Annotated in this window: 19 protein-coding genes and 1 pseudogene; 8 read left to right on the forward strand and 12 right to left on the reverse strand. The window is 40.9% G+C overall.

Going from position 1 to position 22,158, the window contains the following annotated elements:
• The first annotated feature begins 8 nt into the window (after positions 1 to 8).
• The 8 genes from leuS (at position 9) to M5121_RS01795 (ending at position 11,111) form a co-directional block, all read left to right on the forward strand.
• Positions 9 to 2,633, forward strand: a complete 2,625-nt coding sequence (leuS, locus tag M5121_RS01760) for a leucine--tRNA ligase (protein ID WP_249570118.1) — start codon at positions 9 to 11, stop codon at positions 2,631 to 2,633.
• A gap of 88 nt (positions 2,634 to 2,721) precedes the next feature.
• Entirely contained in the window at positions 2,722 to 3,231 is a 510-nt protein-coding gene (locus tag M5121_RS01765) for an LPS-assembly lipoprotein LptE (RefSeq protein ID WP_005218406.1), read from the forward strand.
• A gap of 9 nt (positions 3,232 to 3,240) precedes the next feature.
• The gene (gene holA / locus M5121_RS01770) at positions 3,241 to 4,236 is read left to right on the forward strand and encodes a DNA polymerase III subunit delta (protein WP_249570119.1); all 996 of its coding nucleotides are present in this window, start codon (positions 3,241 to 3,243) and stop codon (positions 4,234 to 4,236) included.
• A 24-nt stretch (positions 4,237 to 4,260) separates the two neighbouring features.
• Positions 4,261 to 5,091, forward strand: a complete 831-nt coding sequence (locus M5121_RS01775; RefSeq protein WP_249570120.1) for an SIR2 family NAD-dependent protein deacylase — start codon at positions 4,261 to 4,263, stop codon at positions 5,089 to 5,091.
• A 108-nt stretch (positions 5,092 to 5,199) separates the two neighbouring features.
• Positions 5,200 to 6,534: a MacA family efflux pump subunit gene (locus M5121_RS01780; protein ID WP_249570121.1), complete on the forward strand. Its 1,335-nt coding sequence runs from the start codon at positions 5,200 to 5,202 to the stop codon at positions 6,532 to 6,534.
• Position 6,535: 1 nt separating this feature from the next.
• Entirely contained in the window at positions 6,536 to 8,527 is a 1,992-nt protein-coding gene (locus M5121_RS01785; RefSeq protein WP_249570122.1) for a MacB family efflux pump subunit, read from the forward strand.
• Positions 8,528 to 8,538: 11 nt separating this feature from the next.
• The gene (locus tag M5121_RS01790) at positions 8,539 to 9,939 is read left to right on the forward strand and encodes an efflux transporter outer membrane subunit (RefSeq protein WP_249570123.1); all 1,401 of its coding nucleotides are present in this window, start codon (positions 8,539 to 8,541) and stop codon (positions 9,937 to 9,939) included.
• A 209-nt stretch (positions 9,940 to 10,148) separates the two neighbouring features.
• Positions 10,149 to 11,111, forward strand: coding sequence for a HEPN domain-containing protein (locus tag M5121_RS01795; protein WP_249570124.1), 963 nt, complete (start codon positions 10,149 to 10,151; stop codon positions 11,109 to 11,111).
• Positions 11,112 to 11,196: 85 nt separating this feature from the next.
• Here the strand turns inward: M5121_RS01795 and M5121_RS01800 are convergent, their stop codons facing one another.
• The 12 genes and pseudogenes from M5121_RS01800 to M5121_RS01855 all read right to left on the reverse strand — a co-directional run bounded on the left by M5121_RS01800 (position 11,197) and on the right by M5121_RS01855 (position 22,143).
• Positions 11,197 to 12,000 (reverse strand): enoyl-ACP reductase FabI, encoded by an 804-nt coding sequence (locus M5121_RS01800; protein WP_249570125.1) that lies wholly within the window; start codon positions 11,998 to 12,000, stop codon positions 11,197 to 11,199.
• Between the two features lie 141 nt (positions 12,001 to 12,141).
• Positions 12,142 to 12,876: a Bax inhibitor-1/YccA family protein gene (locus M5121_RS01805; RefSeq protein ID WP_249570126.1), complete on the reverse strand. Its 735-nt coding sequence runs from the start codon at positions 12,874 to 12,876 to the stop codon at positions 12,142 to 12,144.
• 362 nt (positions 12,877 to 13,238) lie between these two features.
• Positions 13,239 to 13,517: a hypothetical protein gene (locus M5121_RS01810; RefSeq protein ID WP_249570127.1), complete on the reverse strand. Its 279-nt coding sequence runs from the start codon at positions 13,515 to 13,517 to the stop codon at positions 13,239 to 13,241.
• A gap of 112 nt (positions 13,518 to 13,629) precedes the next feature.
• A complete protein-coding gene (locus M5121_RS01815; protein ID WP_004659066.1) occupies positions 13,630 to 14,133 on the reverse strand; it encodes a DUF6586 family protein in 504 nt (167 codons plus the stop codon).
• 72 nt (positions 14,134 to 14,205) lie between these two features.
• Positions 14,206 to 14,565 (reverse strand): annotated as a pseudogene (locus tag M5121_RS01820) (ASCH domain-containing protein).
• A gap of 6 nt (positions 14,566 to 14,571) precedes the next feature.
• Positions 14,572 to 14,817: an RNA recognition motif domain-containing protein gene (locus M5121_RS01825; protein WP_004802550.1), complete on the reverse strand. Its 246-nt coding sequence runs from the start codon at positions 14,815 to 14,817 to the stop codon at positions 14,572 to 14,574.
• A gap of 56 nt (positions 14,818 to 14,873) precedes the next feature.
• Positions 14,874 to 16,853: an ATP-dependent helicase gene (locus tag M5121_RS01830; protein ID WP_249570128.1), complete on the reverse strand. Its 1,980-nt coding sequence runs from the start codon at positions 16,851 to 16,853 to the stop codon at positions 14,874 to 14,876.
• A 119-nt stretch (positions 16,854 to 16,972) separates the two neighbouring features.
• Positions 16,973 to 17,545, reverse strand: a complete 573-nt coding sequence (locus tag M5121_RS01835) for an HdeD family acid-resistance protein (protein ID WP_249570129.1) — start codon at positions 17,543 to 17,545, stop codon at positions 16,973 to 16,975.
• A gap of 178 nt (positions 17,546 to 17,723) precedes the next feature.
• Positions 17,724 to 18,482 carry a hypothetical protein gene (locus M5121_RS01840; protein WP_249570130.1) on the reverse strand — a complete coding sequence of 253 codons (759 nt, stop codon included), beginning with the start codon at positions 18,480 to 18,482 and terminating at the stop codon, positions 17,724 to 17,726.
• Between the two features lie 88 nt (positions 18,483 to 18,570).
• A complete protein-coding gene (gene topA, locus M5121_RS01845) occupies positions 18,571 to 21,210 on the reverse strand; it encodes a type I DNA topoisomerase (protein WP_249570131.1) in 2,640 nt (879 codons plus the stop codon).
• 33 nt (positions 21,211 to 21,243) lie between these two features.
• Entirely contained in the window at positions 21,244 to 21,693 is a 450-nt protein-coding gene (locus M5121_RS01850; RefSeq protein ID WP_004958841.1) for a hypothetical protein, read from the reverse strand.
• A 204-nt stretch (positions 21,694 to 21,897) separates the two neighbouring features.
• Positions 21,898 to 22,143 carry a SlyX family protein gene (locus M5121_RS01855; protein WP_087536336.1) on the reverse strand — a complete coding sequence of 82 codons (246 nt, stop codon included), beginning with the start codon at positions 22,141 to 22,143 and terminating at the stop codon, positions 21,898 to 21,900.
• Positions 22,144 to 22,158: the final 15 nt, after the last annotated feature.

A 22,158-nucleotide genomic window follows, 5' to 3' on the forward strand; every position in this document is an offset into this window, starting at 1 on the left:
ATATCCCTATGACGACTTCTCACATTGACTCCGAATATCAAGCAAGTGCCATTGAGCCTCAAGTTCAACAAGACTGGGACAATCGCAAAGTTTTTAAAGTTGCAGACACTGTAGAGGGCAAACATCGCTATATCCTGTCGATGTTCCCTTACCCAAGTGGCAAACTGCATATGGGGCATGTGCGTAACTACACCATTGGTGACGTGATCAGCCGTTTTTATCGTTTAAAAGGTGAAACGGTATTACAACCAATGGGTTGGGATGCATTTGGTTTGCCTGCTGAAAATGCAGCGATTGCGCACCAAGTTGCACCAGCAAAATGGACGTTTGAAAACATCGCGTATATGCGTGACCAATTAAAGAAATTGGGCTTATCCGTCGATTGGGATCGTGAGTTTGCGACCTGTACACCAGAGTACTACCACTGGGAACAATGGTTATTTGTTCAACTTTATAAGAAAGGCTTGATCTATCGTAAGCTTTCAACCGTGAACTGGGACCCAGTAGACCAAACAGTGTTAGCCAACGAGCAAGTTGAAAATGGTCGTGGCTGGCGCTCTGGTGCATTGGTTGAAAAACGTGATATTCCAATGTACTACTTCCGCATCACCGACTATGCACAAGAATTATTAGACGATTTAGACACCTTAAAAGATGGTTGGCCACAACAGGTTCTGACCATGCAACGTAACTGGATCGGCCGTTCGACAGGGATGGAAATCATCTTCCCTTCTGCAAATACTGAAGTCTATGCAGATGGCCTAACCGTTTATACAACGCGTGCGGATACCTTAATGGGTGTGACTTATGTTGCGGTTGCAGCAGAACACCCTCTTGCGCTTAAAGCAGCGGAAAACAATCCTGAGTTAGCTGCATTTATTGAAGAATGCCGTATGGGTTCAGTCGCAGAAGCGGACTTAGCCACGGCTGAAAAGAAAGGTATGGCAACAGGCTTATCTGTTAAGCACCCAGTCACAGGTGAAGAACTCCCTGTTTGGATTGCCAACTATGTATTGATGTCATACGGTTCAGGTGCTGTAATGGCAGTTCCTGCACATGACGAACGCGACTTTGAATTTGCCAATAAATTTAACTTACCAATCAAGCAAGTCATCGATGCTAAAGGCACTGATGATGCTGAATACTCAGTTGCTGAATGGCAAGAATGGTACGGTTCTAAAGATGGCATATTGGTGAATTCTGGCGAGTTTGATGGTTTAGCATTCCAAGCCGCTTTTGATGCCTTCCTTGCAAAATTAGAACCACAAGCTTTGGCAAATTCTAAGGTTCAATTCCGTTTACGTGACTGGGGTGTTTCTCGTCAACGTTACTGGGGTTGTCCAATTCCAATGATCAACTGTAATAGCTGTGGTCAAGTCACCGTTCCAGAAGATCAATTGCCTGTGGTATTACCGACCGATGTAGTTCCAGATGGTTCGGGTAATCCATTGAACAAGATGCCTGAATTCTATGAAACCAAATGCCCAAGTTGTGGTGGCGATGCACGTCGTGAAACAGACACCTTGGACACCTTTGTAGAATCCTCTTGGTATTATGCACGTTATGCATCTCCAGACTTTACTGGCGGTATGGTAAAACCTGAAGCGGCTCAAAGCTGGCTTCCTGTGAACCAGTATATCGGTGGTGTAGAGCACGCAATTCTGCACTTACTTTATGCACGTTTCTTCCATAAATTGATGCGTGATGAAGGTGTGGTACAAGGTAACGAACCATTTACTAACTTGCTCACCCAAGGCATGGTGTTGGCAGACACCTTCTACCGTGAAGCAGAGAGTGGCAAGAAAACTTGGTTTAACCCTGCTGACATCGAATTAGAGCGTGATGAGAAAGGTCGCATTCTATCTGCGAAATATTCGGGTGATGGTCAGGAAGTTGTGATCGGCGGACAAGAAAAAATGTCTAAGTCGAAAAACAACGGTATTGATCCACAAGCCATTATTGACCAGTACGGCGCAGATACCGCACGTGTCTTTATGATGTTCGCTGCACCACCTGATCAATCTTTAGAATGGTCAGATGCAGGTGTTGAAGGGGCTAACCGCTTCTTGAAACGTGTATGGCGTTTGGCTGCTGGTTTCTTGGAAAAAGACAATCAAGCGACTGCAATTGATACAGCAAACCTCTCGAAAGACGCGCAAGATTTACGTCGCAAAACCCATGAAACCATCCAGAAAGTGGGTGATGACATTGAACGCCGTCATGCGTTCAATACTTCTATTGCGGCATTAATGGAGTTATTGAATGCGACCAATAAGTTTGAAGCCAAAGATGACAATGATGTAGCTGTTGCACGTGAAGCAATTACAACTTTATTGACTTTACTTGCCCCATTTGCACCACATTTAAGTCAAACACTTTTAGCACAGTTTAGTATTGATATTAATACGACACTGTTCCCACAAGTGGATGAATCAGCGTTAACCCGTAATACGCAAACGATTGTTGTACAAGTGAATGGTAAACTGCGTGGTAAGTTAGACGTCGCAGTCGATATCTCTAAAGATGAGTTATTGGCTTTGGCAAAAGCACTGCCAGAAGTTCAACAATTCTTAACTGGTCCAACCAAGAAAGAAATTGTAGTGCCAAATAAACTTGTTAATTTAGTTGTTTAATAATTCTTTCTAACCTCTCTTAAATATAAGAGAGGTTTTAATCCTCTACCAAAGAGGAATTAGAATAGATTTGATTAGAGGAATAAATATGCACTTAGCACAACGTTTAGCTGCTATCGTTTTAACTTTAGGTCTAAGTGCAGGCTTAGTTGGCTGTGGCTTTCATTTAAAGGGGAGCTATCCAACGGCAACACCATTGGTTTATAACAAACTAACTTTGGTTTTACCTGACAATACCGATGAACTCGAGAATCGTCTCAGCATCTATCTCAGTGCTACGGGCGTACAACTCAGTAATGCCAATGATGCCTATGTACTTCGTATCTTAGATTATACCCCTCGTCGCCAGTTATTGAATGGTAAATTGACTGAAGTACTATTGCGTTTAACCGTGACTTTCCAAATTGAAGATCGTCAAGGCAATAAAATCACAGAACCACGTACACTCACTGCATCTCGCACGTACCAATATGATGTGGCAACTGTAAATACAGATAACCAACAAGAAGCGTATCTGAACCGTATCATTATTGATGATATTGCCCAGCAAATTACGCGTCAAATTGCAGCGAATCGTTTACCCAAAGCTCAACCATAATTACTTTTTATGAAGTTAGATTATGTTCAAGCATTAAAACGCATTACAGAAGCCCGTGGTGCATGGATCATCCATGGGCAAGAACCTTTACTTGAGCAAAACTTACTTGATGGATTTCGTAAAAGTTGGCAACAGCATGAAGTTGAACGTCAGCGTTATGACATCAGTAGCGTCAATGATTGGAAAAATGTTTTTAATGCGCTGAATAGCTTATCGCTGTTTTCTCAGCAACTCGCCATTGAAGTACATGGCAATATCAAGCCTGATGCCAACGGCCTAAAACTGCTGAAAAACTATATTCAACAGAATGAACATAACTTATTGCTCATCGTTTTACCTAAACAAGACAGCAGCAGTTTAAAGTCTGCCTTTTTCCAAGTCGTGGAGGCCAATGGTGTTGTGGTTTCTTTGACCGCAACTTATCCACAAGACCGACAAAAAATCTTAAATTTAGAAGCAGAAAAACTAGGCATTCAACTAGATCATGATGCTTGGCAATGGCTGATGCAGCACCATGAACATAATCTATTGGCTGCGAAAAACAGCCTAATGCGTGTGGCAGATACCTTTCCTGATATACAAAAAATTCAGATTGAGCAGTTATATGCTTGTTTGCAAGATCAATCACGTTATACCACTTATGATCTTAGCGATGCGCTACTTGCTGGTAACTTCACGCAATCCATTAAGATTTATCAATATTTGATTGCAGCTGGTGAACCTGACAGTCTAATTTTATGGACATTGAATAAAGAAATGCGTCTTCTGATGCAACTCTTTGAGCAGCCCCATAATGCGATACAAATTGGTATTTGGAAAACTAAAGTATCCCAATATCAACAAGCTTTACGTCGTCTAAATCCAAGACAGTTCTTGCTTTGGCCTGAACTATTGTTGCGAATTGATGCTGCAATCAAAGGGATGTCTAAAGAAAACTCAGAACATCTGATGCTTCAAGCAATCAGTGAACTGTGTGGTACAACTTTATTTCCAAGCTTTTCTTAAAGATAAATAAAAAAGGATGACTTTATGTCATTGGATTTAATCACAATCCAGAAAGAACAAATCAAAGATATACTTTCGCGTGCTGATGCTCTTATTATCAGCGCAGGTGCAGGTATGGGCGTTGATTCAGGTCTGCCCGACTTTCGAGGCAATCAAGGCATGTGGCGAGCTTATCCAGAACTCGGTAAACAACGTATCGACTTTACTGAAATAGCCAATCCAGCAGCATTTAAATTTCAGCCAAATTTAGCGTGGGGTTTTTATGGGCATCGTTTGGCACTATATCGTCAAACCTTGCCGCATCAAGGTTTTCATTTACTCAAACAACTCGCTGAAAAATTAGAACTCCCCTACTTTGTATTTACTTCGAATGTTGATGGGCAATTTCAAAAGGCAGGCTTTAGTCCAAAGCAGATTTATGAATGTCATGGTTCAATTCATCATTTACAATGCTTAGCTAGTTGTACTTCAGAAATTTGGTCAGCAGATGACATCTCGCCTGAAATCGACCATCTAAATTGCCAATGGTTAGATGACCTCCCTCACTGTAAACATTGTGGCGGTTTGGCACGTCCTAATATCTTAATGTTTGATGACTACGAGTGGATTGCTCAGCGACAAACACAGCAACGAAATCGTTTAGAATCCTTTATAAATCAATACAAACAACCACTTGTTATAGAGATTGGTGCAGGCACTGCTATTCCAACGGTGCGCTATTTCAGTGAACGATTTGCGCCTTCTCTGATTCGTATTAATCCTCGTGATTATGCTTTACCCAAAACAGGTGGAATCGCTCTTGCCATGAATGCTGCACATGGTATTCAAATAATATATGACATTTCCACGACATAGCATCACAGCCAAATAGTAAATAATTCTCATTATAATTTAAAAACATCCACGTTTTATCCTTATTTCGCTTTTATACTGGTTTGAGTTTCCAAATCTCGATCTGTTGCCATGCCAAAAACAAGTTCTAAAAAAATACCATTCAGTAAAATAATAATGATCGCTATCGGTGTCGCGATTATTGCAGCCGTTGCATGGTTTTTCTTTAAACCTAAAGATCAAGCACCACAATATATTAGTGCTGAAGTTTCCAATGGTGATATTGAGGATTCAGTACTCGCAACGGGTGTACTGGAAGCAACCAAGATGGTCAGTGTGGGTGCTCAGGTTTCAGGTCAAGTGAAAAAAATGTATGTTCAGTTAGGCGATCAAGTCAAACAAGGTCAACTGATTGCACAAATTGATTCGATTCGCCAAGAAAACGAGTTAAAAACTGCCAAAGCGAATATTCAAAATCAACAGGCTCAATTGGCAGTACAACAAGCCAATTTAGCAAAAGTGGAAGCTGAATATAAACGCCAACAGGCTATGTTTAGCCAAGATGCAACTTCACGCGCAGAACTTGAAACAGCATTAGCAAACTTTAAAACAGCACAAGCTCAAATTGCAGCAATCAATGCGCAAATTGAACAATCTCGTTTAACACTCGCAACTGCACAAGAGAATTTAGGTTATACCAGTATTATCGCACCAATGGATGGGACAGTGGTTGCCATTGTGACCGAAGAAGGTCAAACGGTGAATGCCAATCAAACCGCGCCAACGATTGTGAAATTGGCGAAATTAGATACGATGACAATTAAGGCTCAAATTTCTGAAGCCGATGTTATGAAAGTTGAAAAAGGTCAAACCGTTTACTTCACGACATTAGGTAATAGTGACAAAAAACATTACGCACAGCTACGTCAAGTTGAGCCAGCACCAAACTCTATCAATACCGAAACAACCAATACCAGTTCATCATCATCAAGCACAGCCGTGTATTACAACGCTTTGTTTGATGTTCCAAATGAAGACGGTAAGTTACGTATTGATATGACTGCACAAGTCTATATTGTTTTGGCTGAAGCGAAAAATGTACTAACAATCCCTGCCGCTGCCATCCAAACTAAACGTTCAAACAAAAAAGAAAATGGCAATAATTCGGTTGCAACAGATAAATCAAAAAATGCAGATACTCAGAAAGCGCAGCATCCTAAACGCCTAGATTTGACTGAAGCTGAAAAAGCCTTAATTGCTCAAGGTAAAGCATCCACAGGCATGGTTCGTGTGTTACAAGCGGATGGAACTGCTCAACCTCAACCTGTATTAATCGGCCTTAACAATCGTGTTACTGCACAAGTGCTGAGAGGTTTAAAACAAGGTGATCAAGTGGTGATTGCCGATGCAACTGATAGCTCAAATGAAGCGGCGAAACGTAGCAACCAACGTCCAATGAGAATGTAATATGACCCAAGATCAAACGCATTCTTCACAGCCATTACTTGAGGTTAGTGACCTCACCCGTGAGTTCCCTGCGGGTGAAGGTACAGTACAAATTCTCAAAGGCATTGATTTAAAAATTTATGCAGGTGAGTTGGTTGCCATTGTTGGACAATCAGGCTCAGGTAAATCGACCCTGATGAACATCTTGGGTTGTCTGGATAAACCGACCGCAGGTAGCTATCGGGTCAATGGTCGAGAAACACGCCAACTAGAACCTGATGAACTGGCACAATTACGCCGTGAATATTTTGGTTTTATTTTCCAGCGTTATCACTTACTGGGTGATCTGAGTGCTTCTGGTAATGTTGAAGTCCCTGCCATTTACGCAGGCGTAGACAGCCAACTTCGCCAACAGCGTTCGGCTGAGCTACTCTCAGAACTCGGACTTGAAGAACGCTTACATCATCGACCAAGCCAGTTATCTGGTGGTCAGCAACAACGTGTTTCGATTGCCCGTGCATTGATGAATGGCGGTGATGTGATTCTTGCCGATGAGCCAACAGGTGCATTGGATAAGAATAGTGGTGTTGAAGTGATGCGTATTTTGCGTGAGCTGAATGCCAAAGGTCATACCATTATTCTGGTCACACATGATCTTAATGTTGCCAAGAATGCGACCCGTATTATCGAGATCAGTGACGGTAATATTATTTCAGACCATGCCAACGTGCCTGAAAATGCCGATTCAGATTTAGAACATCAAACCCTGCAACGTACACCACAAAAGAAAACCTCAAGCTGGCGTTCTTTTTTTGACCGTCTCGGTGAAGCATTCCGCATGGCACTGCTTGCCATGAATGCCCACCGTATGCGGACTTTCTTGACTATGCTTGGGATTATTATCGGGATCGCATCCGTGGTCTCGGTGGTTGCACTTGGGAATGGCTCACAGAAGCAAATTCTAGAAAATATCAGTAGCCTCGGCACCAATACCATTACCGTGTATCAGGGGCGTGGTTTTGGTGATAACTCGCGTGCTTCACAAGTCAAAACACTGGTGCCTGCTGATGCAGAAGCTTTGGCAGAACAGCCTTACGTTGATGGGGTCAGCCCATCTGCCAATACCAGTGTGACGCTACGTTACAAAGATACCGAAGCATCGGCAACTGTAAATGGTGTCAGTGCAGATTTCTTCTATGTCCGTGGCATGAACTTTAAATCAGGACAGCCTTTTGACAAAAACAGTGTTACTCAGCGTGCCCAAGATGTGGTGATTGATACCAATACTGAGAAAACCTTCTTTACAGATGGCACCAATCCTGTCGGTCAAGTACTGCTATTAGGCAGTGTACCCAGTCGCATTATTGGCGTGATTGATGCTCAACAAGGTTTTATGGGCAACTCTGACAGTTTGAATGTTTACTTGCCTTATTCGACAGTCATGAGCCGTATGTTAGGTCAGTCTAATGTGCGTAGCATTATTGTTCGTATTAAAGATGAATATCCAAGTAGTGCCGCTGAAAATGCCATTTTGACTCTACTCGAACAACGTCACGGCGCGCAGGACGTGTTTACCCAAAACTCGGACAGTATTCGTGAAACCATTCAGCAAACCACTGCAACCATGACCCTGTTAATTTCTGCAATCGCGGTGATCTCTTTGGTCGTTGGTGGTATTGGGGTGATGAACATTATGTTGGTTTCTGTGACTGAACGAACTCAAGAAATTGGCGTACGTATGGCGGTTGGTGCTCGACAAAGTGACATTTTGCAGCAATTCCTGATTGAAGCAATTCTGGTCTGTTTATTGGGCGGTATACTCGGTGTACTACTCTCTTTAGGGATTGGACAAATCATCGGACACTTTGCCAAAGGCATCATTGAAATGAGTTATTCGACCACCTCGATTGTCGCGGCCTTTGTCTGCTCAAGCATGATTGGTATTGTATTTGGCTTCTTGCCAGCACGAAATGCAGCACAGCTCGATCCAGTTGCTGCTTTAGCGAGAGAATAAGGAATTTGAGTATGTCTTTTCAATTCACAAAATTAGGACTCGCACTGGTACTCACTGGCTCCTTGGCTGGCTGTTCTGCTGTGGTGAAAACCCCCTATAACGCCCCAACAGTCCAAGTGCCACAACAGTTCCAGTACGATGCACAAAAAAGTAGAAGCATCAATTTAACTGATCAATGGTGGACGTTATTTAATGATGCTCAACTGAATCAGTTGGTCGATCAGGTTCTCGCTAAAAATAGTGATTTAACTGTTGCCGGAATCACCCTTAAACAGGCTCGTTTACAGGCAGGTTTGGCGGAAAATAAACAAGGGATTCGAACCAGCTCGAGTGTTTCAGCAGCTCATAACTATGACCTCCGTTCAGGCGATGGTTCTGACCGTGGGTTATCGACCAGTGTCGGTGTTAGCTATGAACTCGATTTATTTGGAAAGCTCGCCAATCAAACCGAAGCAAGCCGTTGGGAAGCTCTAGCCACTGAACAAGATTTGCAAGCCACAGCACAAAGTCTGGTTGGAACCACAGCAAAACTATATTGGCAACTTGGCTACCTGAATGAACGCTATCAAACCATTCAGCAAAATTTAGCCTCAACTCAAAAAACCTATTCTTTGGTACAGTCGCAATATAAAGCGGGTGCGGTTTCAGGGCTGGACTTGACTCAGGCAGAGCAATCGGTACAAAGCCAGAAAGCCAGTCTCAGCCAAATCGAGCAGCAACGCGTGGAAACGCGCACTGCCCTTGCCGTTTTACTGCATGAGCCAGTGCAACAGTTGAATATTCAAGAGCCTACACAACTACCTCGCAATGCTCTTCCGAATATCGCGATCGGACTCCCTGCGGATATTTTATCGCGTCGTCCAGACTTACAAGCTTCTGAATTACGCCTACGCAAAACCTTAGCCAATAAAGATGCAACCAAAGCCAGCTATTATCCATCGATTAATTTGACGGGAAATCTAGGTTCTTCTAGCACCTCTTTAACACAACTGTTAAAGAACCCTGCTCTAACTTTAGGTGCAAGCCTGAGCCTACCTTTTCTTCAATATAATGATATGAAGAAAGATATTGCGATTAGTGATCTGGAATATGAAAAAGCAATTACCCAATATCGCCAAACGCTATACCAAGCATTCGCTGATGTAGAAAATGCATTATCAAATCGCACTCAACTGAATCAGCAAGTACAACTGCAACAACGCAATGTCGAACTTGCGAATAAGACCGAGCGACTTACCGAAGTTCGTTATCGTAATGGTGCGATTGCATTAAAAAACTTGCTGGATGCAAAGGAAACCACACGTAATGCACGACTTAGCTTGGTCGAAACCAAGCAAAGTCAATACAATGCCTATGTAACTTTAATGCAAGCGCTTGGTGGAAGTCCTGTGAAAGAACTGCCTGAGCAATAACACACGAGTTGATATTGTTTACTCACTTAGAGTTTTTGGCTCATTTTTAATGAGCTGAGAACTTTTGATTTTACTCATCAAATTTATGCATTGACGTAAATCTTGCTGTTTTATATGCTGATCAAAATATAGTTAAATCAAATAGAAATTAAATTGGTCATACGGCAAATTTGCCGTGTAACTGTAGTTAAGCCTATTGGGAATCATTAATGAGCAAGTATGAGTTGAAAGATGCTATTGATGAACATATGTCGTTTATTGATGAGATTCTCCAAGAATCAAAAGTACCTATATTTGATCGGTTTATTCGTGCCGCTTCAATTTTTGTTGATGTTGCAATAACAGACTCTAGTTTTGGAAGTAAAGAAGAACTCTTGAAAAGCAAAGCATTTTTTGAGGGGATAATTCCATTGGTTAACGACTGGTATTGGGAAAAATATGGCGAACTCTCAAAAAAACCAAAGGATAAAGTTTATTCGGCAATTATTAGCCCCTATGGACAACCTGTATTAGTAAAAATCCCATCTACGACTAGTAGAATTGAAGTGCCAAATGAAACAGCATGGCTTACTTTTCCAGATTGCCGGCAAGAAAACGAGTCATTAACTGATATGATTCAAACACCATCAATACTGGATAAGATACCCTCAAATGAAAAAGAGGTTCTACTTTCAGAGTTCGATGAAGTTGTATCTATGACTAGATCAATCAATCTAAATATTATGTCTGCTAGTAACTTTGATCCAGAAACTACTAATATGGCTCAGGGAATATGGAGTCATTTTGAAAAAGCTATTGTGGATATCTTGTCTTTTCAGAATCAGCAAGCGTCTATTGGATGTTGGGAGTTACATCTAGCAATAGAAAAAACGCTAAAAGTGTATCTAAAGCAAGCCAATGGAAAGAAATACTATGGGCACAATTTGAACACACTCGGGGATGAAGCAAGGACCTATATTCCAGAAATTGACTTATCAATGATAAAGTCGCTGCCAAGTGACAAAGATGCTATCCAGCTTCGATACTCCGAGTTAATTAAGAATGTAGATGAGGTTGTAGGTTACTATAAAAAAGCATTGGCATTGGTTTCCTTCATCACAAGCAAATTATCCCGAAAGTATCAGCTCAATAACGCGTCTTTTTTAATAAGAAAAGCAGCTTGGGCAAAGTAAGGATTAACAAGACATTAAAGCCGCCCTCCTTAAAAAACAAAGCCGCTATAAAAGCGGCTTTATTCAATAATCTAGAGCAATCTAATTATTCATCATTCATCATTGACTGGCTCATACCGACAGTATTGAAACCACCATCAACATAAAGGATTTCACCCGTAATACCTGAAGCCCACGGCGAACAAAGGAACAATGCAGCATTACCCACTTCTTCAATCGTCACATTACGTTGTAATGGAGCAATTTTTTCATTGGCATCTAACATTTTACGGAATGATTTAATACCAGAAGCTGCCAATGTGCGGATTGGACCCGCAGAGATCGCATTCACCCGAATCCCCTCTTTACCCAAGCTTAGCGCTAAATAACGAACACCCGCTTCTAAAGACGCTTTAGCCATACCCATCACGTTATAGTTTGGCATCACACGCTCAGAACCTTGATAAGTCAAGGTTAGTAAACAACCTTTACGTGCTTGTAATAATGGTTTAGCAGCACGAGCCATCGCAACAAAGCTATACGCACTAATGTCATGTGCAATTTTAAAACCCTCACGATCCGTCACGTCGGTAAAGTCACCATCTAGCGTATGTGCAGGTGCAAAACCAATCGAATGCACAACACCATCTAAACCATCCCAATGTTTTGCTAACTCAGCAAATGCACCATCAATTTCTGCATCAACAGCTACATCACAAGGGAAAACTAAGCTTGAACCAAACTGTGCTGCAAAATCATCAACACGTTTTTTCAACTTTTCATTTGGATAAGTAAACGCAAGCTCCGCACCTTCACGATGTAATGCAGCAGCGATACCGTATGCAATTGATAATTTGCTTGCAATACCAGCGATTAAAAAACGTTTACCAGCTAAAAGTCCTTGTGACATCTTATTCTCACTCGAAAAATTTTCACCACATCATGCCAACATTCCTTATTTTTCGGAATTGCATAATCCATCTTTTTTACAAACTTGCATAAAAAAATCGCCCTCAGATGAAGGCGATTTTCTTTTTAAGATAATAATTCGTTAGTCATCACCTTGGATCAGACTCAACAAACGCATAAATGAGTAATACATCCATACCAAAGTTGCTAATAGTGCAATTGCACACAACCATTCAAATGCTTTCGGAGCACGTTGTGCTGCTGCATTTTCAATAAGATCAAAATCCAAAATTAAGTTCAGTGAAGCAATTACAGCAACAAATGCAGCAAAACCAATACCTAACCAATTGCTTTCAAAAATATAAGGAATACTTGAACCAAAGATCAAACGTAAAACGATCTGCACAACAAAAACTAAAGCAATCGCAATAGAAGCTGAAATTACAATTGCCTTAAATTTTTCAGTCGCACGAATAATTTGGAATTTATATAACGCAAATAAAACCAAGGTTGTAACAAAGGTCGCAAGCAAAGCTTGTAAAGGAACACCTGGAAACTTCAGTTGAAAAATAAAAGAAATACCGCCTAAAAATGCACCTTCAAATAACGCATAAGGAATTGCTAAAGCTGGTGCAGTATTTGATTTGAAAGTGGTAATCAAAGCTAAAATTAAGCTCCCAATAATTCCAACAATTGTTGCAGCATAGGCAATTGAAAGATTAGCAGTGATTGCACAATAGAAAAATAGCGCCATTCCCAATACAGCTGCAATCACTGTCAATAATACTGACTTCTGAATAGCACCTTGAATGGTCATTGGCTCGGTTATATCAGTATAGGTTTGCACCCGAGTTAAAATTGGATTATTACTTTGCATGTAAGCTCTCTTTTTATAGTAAGCAAATAAAAATTGAGTTTATGATATTTTTTATTCAATCCCAATATTTTTTACATTTAATAAAGCTTTAATTTTTTGCAATTTATTGATAGCTAATCCATTAAAAATATATGAAACAAAGTACTTGATTGCAAAATTAAAGCACATTTTATGGCTATAACTTTCATTTCGTAGCGAGAACCATAAGCTTTTATTTACAGTCGAGATATCTTTATATCAATTGAATCAATTGTAATAAGATCTGTATTCATCTAAGTAACATAAGCAATAAAAAAAGGAGTCGCATTTTAGGACTCCTTTTTAAATCATTTCTTAGATTAGAGTGAAATATTACAGCTCTTTTAGCTAAAGTGCTGCGGTTGCTCATCAATAAATTCTGCTTGTAACTGATTCATCTGTTTTTCCAACAAACCAAATAAAGCGGCTTGGATCATATGCTGTGCAACGGTTGGCGTCTGATCACCCAAAATCTTTTTAACATCTTCACTAAATTGAATTTTAACCAAAGGCTCTGCTTCCGAACCAGCATTACGCAAGGCAAGCTCTCCACCTTCAAGTTGAACTAACTCGAGAACGGCTTCTTGGCTACCAAATAACTCTTTTAACTGTTGCATTGACATACAATTACTCCATGTTGCTACATGGTGGCAAAGCGCCACTGCACTTTGCAATCTCACGTCTTATTTATATAAGTGCTATTCACTCATATTTCAAGTCTATGTTGTACTCGAATTAAAACTCAACCATTTCATTACGAAAACCGTCAATCAAATGGCTTAACTCTCTATGCCATTCTCGTAATATTTTCGCATCGGGTAACCATGCTTGAGGACTTTGAGTCACTTTAATAATCAAATTCGATGAGGTCTCATTTTCAGGCTCTGGTGCTGTTGGCTCGGGTGCGTACTGACATAAACGATACGCACGTTTGAGTTCTGCAATAAAACCATCTTTAGCAAGTTGCTGTAATACTGAAACTTCTGGTGAGACTTGTCCTTTAACTGCCATCTGTTCTTCAATCGACTTAAACGTCGGTTGCAAATCATTTAAACGATAATAGCGCACCAATTCTTGTAAAAACGCTAAAATTGCCCCGTGTAAATGAAATACTGCTGCCTCACGATATGCCTGCGCTTGTTGAATATGTTCAGTTTGCTCAGCTTGTTGACATGCAAGTCGGGCAAAATACAATTTTTGATTGGTACGATCAGCATGGTAGCGAGCAACACGAGACATAATAAATCCCTTTTTCAGTTCATTTAAATCAAGACTGATTGTAAAGCGAATTGATGCTGAAACAAATAGCACTCACAACATCAATTCAATACGATAAAGTTTACGTTTTGCTATTGTATGTAGAGGTTGAGCGAAAGGGCGAATATTACTGATGAGCCAAGCAAAATAGCCTTCAGCCCAATACGTTGCACAAGCTGCATCAACTTCATCAGATTGCCATGGATGCACTGATTCAATATCCACCAATGCAACGGCAAAACCAACGTCTTCATCCCCATCATTCAAAAGAAAGTGTTGATTCTCTACAATCATCAAATCTTTCAGTGGCAACATTTCAGGTTGCTATGAGCGAAGCTCAAGCGTTTTAATTTTCTTGGCTATTCGTTCAGCATTTGGTGCAACCATTGATAAAGCCGTATATGGCTTTAACATTGATAATTAAGCTTTATCATCCGCAGCTTTGACACGAATGCCTTGGCTTTTTACTTTCAAGGTGTTTAAACCTTTAATTGCTTTAATCGCTTCACGTGGATTTGGCATTTCAACAAAACCGAAACCTTTCGATTTACCCGTTGCTTCGTCTTTGACCACGACACACGACTCAACTTTTCCATATGCTTTAAATAAGTCGAGAATCTCCGCATCAGTCACATTACGGTCTAAATTACGAACTAAAATTTTCATGCTAAAACCTAAAAGATGATTCATTGTAGAATCAAAAGAATTTGAATCTGCCTAGTTTAATCGAAATCAATCCCAAAACCTAAATTGATTGCAGCCGTACGAGAATGATTGCTTTGGCCGTAGGCACGTGGAATATCCCGATGAATCTGAACATCGACTAAATGTTGAGGTAAATCATTGAGGAAGTAACTTTCTATTTTTCTTCCTAACTCATCATATTGATCTTGCGACCATAAATTTAAGTTTTGTTTGGTTAAAATCAATTCATCTTCTGCACGTGTTAACGCAACATATAGCACACGACGCTCCTCCTCCACATCATCAAAATCACCCTGCGCCCGTGCATGTGGATATTGATTGGGAGATACATGTGGAACATAACAGACTTTTTGTTCAGCACCCTTAGCTGAATGGATGGTAATCAACGTTACTAAATCCTGGTCAGGTGTTTTATCAATTTCTGAAACAGAAATTGGATCAAGCACATATTCTTCTAAAAATTCGCCTAAAGAACTGTGTTTACGGGCCAGTTGTTTAACCAAATCAAAATCTTTGACTCGGCGTTTCCAGTCTTTGCTTTTATAGTTATTTTCCAGTTGTTGATTTAGCGCATCCAGTGCAAGGCCTATACAAGCTTCAACATGCTGCTGCAATACATCGAGCTGCATCAAAATTAAAATCGCCTGTTGCGGTACTTTGCCATGTCGCTCTAAACGTTGGCAACGGGCTTCGATATCAGGTAATTGAATCAGCTCTTGCGCCAACTTACTGGCACCGACATCGCCCACGCCATCCCAAAGCGTCAGGAAACGCATCCAGGCTAAATCATCTTGTGGGTTAACGCTGACCCGAAGTAAGCTCAATACATCTTTAACATGTGCAGACTCAAGCAGTTTTACCCCGCCAATAAAACGATAAGGGATATTGGCTGCAATTAAAGCACCTTCCAAATAACGCCCACTAAAACCTGAGCGCAGCAACACCATATGTTCTGCCCAAGCAGCACCCTGTGAATGCCGTTGATTTAGATCTTGAACAATCCAATTGGCTTCTTCAAACTCATTACTCAAGATATGCAGTTGTGGCTTTAAACCTTTACCTCGATAGGCCTGTAGATGCTTGTCATAATCAATCTGGCTTTGTGCCAATAACCAGTTGGATAAATCCAGAATACCCTGGGTCGAACGATAATTCATTTCCAAAGTCAACACTTCGGCATCGGGTACACGTTCTTTAAAATGATGAATATTTTCAAAATCTGCACCACGAAAGCCATAAATGGATTGGGCATCATCCCCGACACAAAACAGTTTTACTTTGCCAACTAAAGGCTGAAGCAAAGCCCATTGCAGTGGATTAGTATCCTGCATTTCATCGACCAATAAGGCGGAACAAAAACCAGTGACCCATTGCACTAGCTCTGGTGAACTTTGCAGATGTACGGCAACAATAGATAGGATGTCATCATAATCCAGAAAATTACGTTCTTGCTTGCGTTGCTCATAGGCTTTCATCAATTCAGCAATTTGGGCTTTATACTCAAGCGCTTGGGGTAGCTGCTCAACTAAAGCATCCGATAGTTTGGTTTTGGTATTACGAGCATAGGAATAAAGATCACACAATTCGGCCGCTTTCGGCAATACATTGCCCTTGTCTTTACCCCGTAACAGACGGAACATCAGCAATTGATCATCCCGATCAATAATACTGAACTGGGTTAGACCAAACGCACGTGGATTACGACGTAGTAAATACATACAAAAAGTATGAAAGGTTGATGCGCGTAAACCTTTGGCCTGTGCGCCCATATGCTGCTCAACCCGCGTCACAATTTCACTTGCCGCACGACGGGTAAAAGTTAGAATCTGAATTTGTTGTGCAGCTAAACCTTGATCAATTAAGTATGCTGCTCTTGCCACAATGGTTTTGGTTTTACCACAACCTGCTCCAGCCAAGACCAGACAATTTTGTGCTGTCGTTGTGGCTGCTTGTTTTTGTTGTGGATTCAGTTCATCAATTAGCTTGGCAAGCGTCATACAATCGGTCAATTAAAAGCGAAATGCTATTTTAGCAGACTCAAGCCATTGAAATGTTTCTCGCTACAAAAACAAAAAGAGCATGTAAAGACATGCTCTCTCACTCTCAGCCTGACCCGTTAGACGGTAGTTGAACTATGGGGTAACTGCTTAATTGCACTCGCAAAGGTTAGATAGTTAATTCCCTGAAATAAAATATCAATTGCAAGGAACATTCCCAATACCCAGAACGGTGAATCAGGTGATGACAAGATCAGGACACCTGTTAACAGGGTGAGTATGCCCGAGAAGAGTACCCAGCCCCAGCCTGAAATCGGTCTCAGGATAAATGCGTTTACGATACGGATAATCCCCGCAATAATTAAGGCAACTGCCAAAAAGCTGGTCAACACAACAGCGGTAATTACAGGTGTGGTAAACGCAAAGTAACCTGCTACCAAATACAGCACACCAAACAACGCCCACAACCAGCGTGTACCGCCCTTAAACACCGTAAATGCCGCAACAAAATGCAGAATACCCCCCAACATCATTAATACACCGAACAGCAGTACGGCGGACAATGTTGCGAGTGGTAGAGCAGCCAATAGCACCAAACCGAAAATAACCAATAAAAGACCCAATAACAGATACCATTTACGATCAGCATTTAGCTGATTGCGAACCAGATCATTACCCACCGTTTTCATCATGATTTACGCCTTTATCATCAATGTGCTATGTATATATTGAGCGTGTTTTAGACCTAACTCTGTATAAGGCATATTGACAATTTATGACAAAATGTTGAAAAACCATTGTTTTATTCCATAATTTTTTATTGAGCTTGTTGTTTTACAAGATATGGATAAGTCAAAACTTATCCACAATTTACTTGATCCAGCCGATTTCTTGGGCAGTCAGTACACTTATGACCGTCTGTTCTAAATCATTTGGCATTTTACTTTTGTATTCTGAAAGTGGAATACGCCCTCCCATGATTTCCGCTTCGGTTTGTGGATATAAAGGCTGTTTATCTGCCTGTGCGTAGCCCATCGGGAAAATAGGTTCACCATTGTTCAAATTATATTTATCGGTCGCGCCAAAACCGTGCAATAACTCATGCACTAACACTACATTATTTTGCTGTGTCTGTTTAGCTGAGGCAAATAGATTGACTGAACCAATCCGACCACGTTCCAGTGCTGTTGAGTGTTTTAACTCTCTGGTTTGTTTAGGATCATAATAATTTAAATAAAGGGTTAAGCTTGGCGAGCCATCCACAGACTGATGCTGTTTCCATGCATAAAAACGAAACTTTAAGCTCCATAAAATATTATTGAATATGCTTGGCTGTTCAGGTGTTTTCGGCGGAGCTATTTTTAGTTCCCGACCAATCTGAACCATAAAATAGCTGCTTTTTCCTCGATATTGCTGGCTATTTTCTTCCAGATAATGTTTGACTTCATAGAAATCATCCAACTGCAATTGCTGGATATATTTTTGGGTAGAGGGTAAACCATCCGCGTTGATCGGATGCAAAAGAATATTTATCGGCTGATTCCAATCCTGATTTTGATCACGATAAGCATTGACTGCAACAATCAACAACACCAGTAGTAAGCAAGCGACTCGAATATTTTTCCACATGCATTTCACCCCAATCAAAATTAATTTTTCTTTTTATTTGTTCAATAAAAAATGCCAGCAATCGCTAGCATTTTTTAAACTTTAATGTTTAAGCTTCTACCCATTTCCCATCTTGGAAAACCAAACTCCACTTGGTTTGCTTGCCCTCAGCGGTTTCAGAACCCACATATTGTGCTTGGTTCTTACGGCTGAATTTCACCACCGTTGGATTACCTTCAGGATCAACATCTGGTGCTTCTAACAAGAACTGATACTTCGGATCAAGTTGATCTGCAACACTACGTAGCTCGGCCACTTTCGGTGCACGCGTTTCACGAATTTTCGGAAATTTGCTGGCTGCTAAGAACAGACCTGCCGCACCATCACGTAACACGAAGAAATCATCGTGTTTGGCTGAACGTAGATGTTCCATTTTGATTGGATCAACACGCGGTGGCGCGGGTTGACCGCTCTTTAATACTTTACGGGTATTGTCACAGCTTGAACAGGCAAAGTAAGGACCAAAACGACCTGTCTTTAACTGCATTTCACCATCACATTTATCACATGGAATGGTTGGACCATCATAGCCCTTAATCTTGAATTCGCCTTCCTCGACTTCGTAACCATCACAATCTGGGTTATTACCACAGACATGCAATTTACGACCACCATCGACCACATAACTGTCCATTGCTGTACCGCATTTAGGACAACGGTGTTTCGACATCAGGTCTGCTGTTTCAGCACCATCATCATCCGACAATGCCGCCAAAGACTCGACTGGTGTTAAGTTGAGTGTGCCTTTACAACGCTCTTTCGGTGGCAGGTTATAACCTGAACATCCTAAGAATACACCTGTAGTTCCTGTACGAATCTGCATTGGACGTGAACATTCAGGACAAGCCACATCTGCAACTTCCACAGGCTGATTACGGCGCATGCCGCTTTCACCCTGCGCATTGGTCAAACGTTTCTTGAAATCACCGTAGAAGGTATCCAGTAACTCTTTCCAGTTACGCTCACCCATTGCGACACGGTCTAATTGGCCTTCCAAATCTGCGGTAAAGGCATAGTTCATCAAATTATTAAAACTTTCATCGAGACGATCTGTCACGATTTCGCCCATTTTCTCGGCAAAGAGACGGCGATTTTCAAGTTTCACATAACCACGTTCTTGAATGGTTGAAATGATCGCTGCATAAGTAGAAGGTCGACCAATACCTTTCTTCTCTAATTCTTTAACTAAAGATGCTTCAGTAAAACGTGCAGGTGGCTTAGTAAAGTGTTGACTTGGATCAAGTTTTTCTAATTTGAGTACTTCACCAACTTTTACAGCCGGTAACAATACATCATCATCAGATTTATTCGCACCGCGAACTTTGGTAAAACCATCAAAAACAAGGGTACGACCTTTAGCTTTTAATTCAACATTTGCAGCTTCAACAGTTAAGGTTGAAGACAAATATTCAGCAGGTGTCATTTGGCAAGCCACAAATTGACGCCAAATCAAATCATACAAACGTTGTGCATCACGCTCTACACCTGCAAGTTTATCGCCAGTGAGTGCCACATCAGATGGACGAATTGCTTCATGGGCTTCTTGTGCCCCTGCTTTATTACCATAACGATTTGGTTGAGCAGGCAAATACTTGTCACCAAAGTTTTGCTGGATATGGTTACGAACCATATTCACTGCATCGTCGCTCAAGAAAGTGGAGTCAGTACGCATATACGTAATAAAACCACCTTCATACAATCGTTGCGCTAACATCATGGTTTTCTTAACAGAGAAACCTAAACGCGTACTTGCTGCTTGCTGTAAAGTTGAAGTGATATAAGGTGCACTTGGATTTACCTTTGTCGGTTTATCTTCACGCAACGCAACTTTATATTCAGCATCTTTCAAAACACTTAATAGTGCATCTGTTTCAGCTTTAGTCTTGAGCTTAAGTGTCTTGCCAGCTTGTTTAACAGCTTCTAGACGAATGTCTTCTTTTTTAGACATCGTGTCAGCAAACACTTGCCAATATTCTTCTGGAACAAAGGCACGAATTTCACGTTCACGTTCAACCACAAGTTTTACAGCAACAGACTGAACACGACCTGCAGATAAGCCACGGGCAATCTTTTCCCAAAGCAAAGGCGATACCATAAAACCAACTACACGGTCGAGGAAACGACGTGCTTGCTGAGCATTCACTCGATTTAAATCAAGACGAGTAGGCTGTTTAAAAGCTTCTTGGATCGCATTTTTAGTGATTTCGTTAAATACCACACGGTGATAGCGACTATCGTCACCACCTATCACTTCTCTTAAATGCCAAGCAATCGCTTCTCCTTCTCTATCCAAGTCCGTTGCGAGATAGATTGCATCAGCATCTTTGGCAAGTTTTTTTAGTTCAGCAACAACATGCTCTTTGCCAGGCAACACTTCGTAGTGTGCGACCCAATCATGCTCGGGATCAACGCCCATACGATTAATAAGTGCAGACTGAGCTTTTTCAGCTTTTTGTTCTTCAGTTAATTTAGTACGGGTTGCAGGCTTCTTTTCAGTTGTTTTTGCTCCCCCGCCTGTTGGTAAATCACGTACGTGACCAACAGATGACTTCACTATAAATTGTGAACCTAAATATTTGTTAATGGTTTTCGCTTTTGCAGGCGACTCCACAATCACTAAGGCACGTTTAGTTGCAGCAGAGTTAGAAGCTGCTGTGCTTTTGGAAGCAGAGCGTGGAGTATTCGCCATAATGAATCGTTTTTCCTATGATCAATCAATAAATTAGCGTTGTGCTAGTTCGTGTAAATAAACTTTTATATCTTCAAGCTGAGTGGCTCTGAGATCAGTTTCTTCATCCCAATACAGTCCCACACAGTTTGCCTGCATATCAATAGCATAAACTCCTTTTAATGCAATGGGTAAGTCATTAAATTTCTGATCGCCCTGCACAACCTGAAGCTTGCCATCAACAACTCTTGCACGCATAAGTGCTAAGCGAGCATCTGGAATAAGCACACTATAATAAGCAACCATACTGGCGCGTTTTTCAGATGCCATTGGAATTTTCGTCCACTCAGGCGCAACGATGAGTCGTGGGTGTAATCCCATTTTTCGAGCTTGATCGCGCATTAAACCGAGTGCTTTTTCTCTTGGACTCACACGTAAACCAAAAATAGAGCCAAGTACAAATAGTACAATTGCAACAGTTATCCAAATTCCAACATTACTCATTAAAGGTGCCCAAAACTTCCTTTTATTAGCGTTACATAAGTTTGAGTTAAAAGGCAAGTTTTCCTTACAATTGTATTCGGAATAAGAGTTAAACTCGGAAATATAATTATAATTTAAGCTTATTAATTTAAAGTTTTAAAATATTATTCATTCAATGAATGACGAACTTTAAAACTACACCTTTATTATTCAATATTATCACCATCAATAATGCGGTGGTTTGTTACTCATTGGATCAAACGGTGCAATTCCTTCTGACAAGTCTGAAGACTCAACACGTTGGTATAAAAGCTGCATTTGTTTCTTCAAAACTGCAATTTCTTGTGTCTGAATTGCGAGCTGTTGATTTAATTGTTCAACTAAATCGTCTAAAAATGCAATTCGGACTTGCAAATCTTCAATGGGTGCGGACAATGACGCGTGATCATCAAATTTTTGTGGTTTAGTCATTTCAGACCTCATCTG

This window comes from Acinetobacter sp. ANC5681, assembly GCF_023488045.1.
In the GTDB taxonomy this organism is placed as follows: domain Bacteria; phylum Pseudomonadota; class Gammaproteobacteria; order Pseudomonadales; family Moraxellaceae; genus Acinetobacter.

Coding starts and splice junctions, on each gene's coding strand:
- leuS (WP_249570118.1), top strand. CDS start 9: ATGACGACTTCTCACATTGACTCCGAATATCAAGCAAGTGCCATTGAG.
- M5121_RS01765 (WP_005218406.1), top strand. CDS start 2,722: ATGCACTTAGCACAACGTTTAGCTGCTATCGTTTTAACTTTAGGTCTA.
- holA (WP_249570119.1), top strand. CDS start 3,241: ATGAAGTTAGATTATGTTCAAGCATTAAAACGCATTACAGAAGCCCGT.
- M5121_RS01775 (WP_249570120.1), top strand. CDS start 4,261: ATGTCATTGGATTTAATCACAATCCAGAAAGAACAAATCAAAGATATA.
- M5121_RS01780 (WP_249570121.1), top strand. CDS start 5,200: ATGCCAAAAACAAGTTCTAAAAAAATACCATTCAGTAAAATAATAATG.
- M5121_RS01785 (WP_249570122.1), top strand. CDS start 6,536: ATGACCCAAGATCAAACGCATTCTTCACAGCCATTACTTGAGGTTAGT.
- M5121_RS01790 (WP_249570123.1), top strand. CDS start 8,539: ATGTCTTTTCAATTCACAAAATTAGGACTCGCACTGGTACTCACTGGC.
- M5121_RS01795 (WP_249570124.1), top strand. CDS start 10,149: ATGAGCAAGTATGAGTTGAAAGATGCTATTGATGAACATATGTCGTTT.
- M5121_RS01800 (WP_249570125.1), bottom strand. CDS start 12,000: ATGTCACAAGGACTTTTAGCTGGTAAACGTTTTTTAATCGCTGGTATT.
- M5121_RS01805 (WP_249570126.1), bottom strand. CDS start 12,876: ATGCAAAGTAATAATCCAATTTTAACTCGGGTGCAAACCTATACTGAT.
- M5121_RS01810 (WP_249570127.1), bottom strand. CDS start 13,517: ATGTCAATGCAACAGTTAAAAGAGTTATTTGGTAGCCAAGAAGCCGTT.
- M5121_RS01815 (WP_004659066.1), bottom strand. CDS start 14,133: ATGTCTCGTGTTGCTCGCTACCATGCTGATCGTACCAATCAAAAATTG.
- M5121_RS01825 (WP_004802550.1), bottom strand. CDS start 14,817: ATGAAAATTTTAGTTCGTAATTTAGACCGTAATGTGACTGATGCGGAG.
- M5121_RS01830 (WP_249570128.1), bottom strand. CDS start 16,853: ATGACGCTTGCCAAGCTAATTGATGAACTGAATCCACAACAAAAACAA.
- M5121_RS01835 (WP_249570129.1), bottom strand. CDS start 17,545: ATGATGAAAACGGTGGGTAATGATCTGGTTCGCAATCAGCTAAATGCT.
- M5121_RS01840 (WP_249570130.1), bottom strand. CDS start 18,482: ATGTGGAAAAATATTCGAGTCGCTTGCTTACTACTGGTGTTGTTGATT.
- topA (WP_249570131.1), bottom strand. CDS start 21,210: ATGGCGAATACTCCACGCTCTGCTTCCAAAAGCACAGCAGCTTCTAAC.
- M5121_RS01850 (WP_004958841.1), bottom strand. CDS start 21,693: ATGAGTAATGTTGGAATTTGGATAACTGTTGCAATTGTACTATTTGTA.
- M5121_RS01855 (WP_087536336.1), bottom strand. CDS start 22,143: ATGACTAAACCACAAAAATTTGATGATCACGCGTCATTGTCCGCACCC.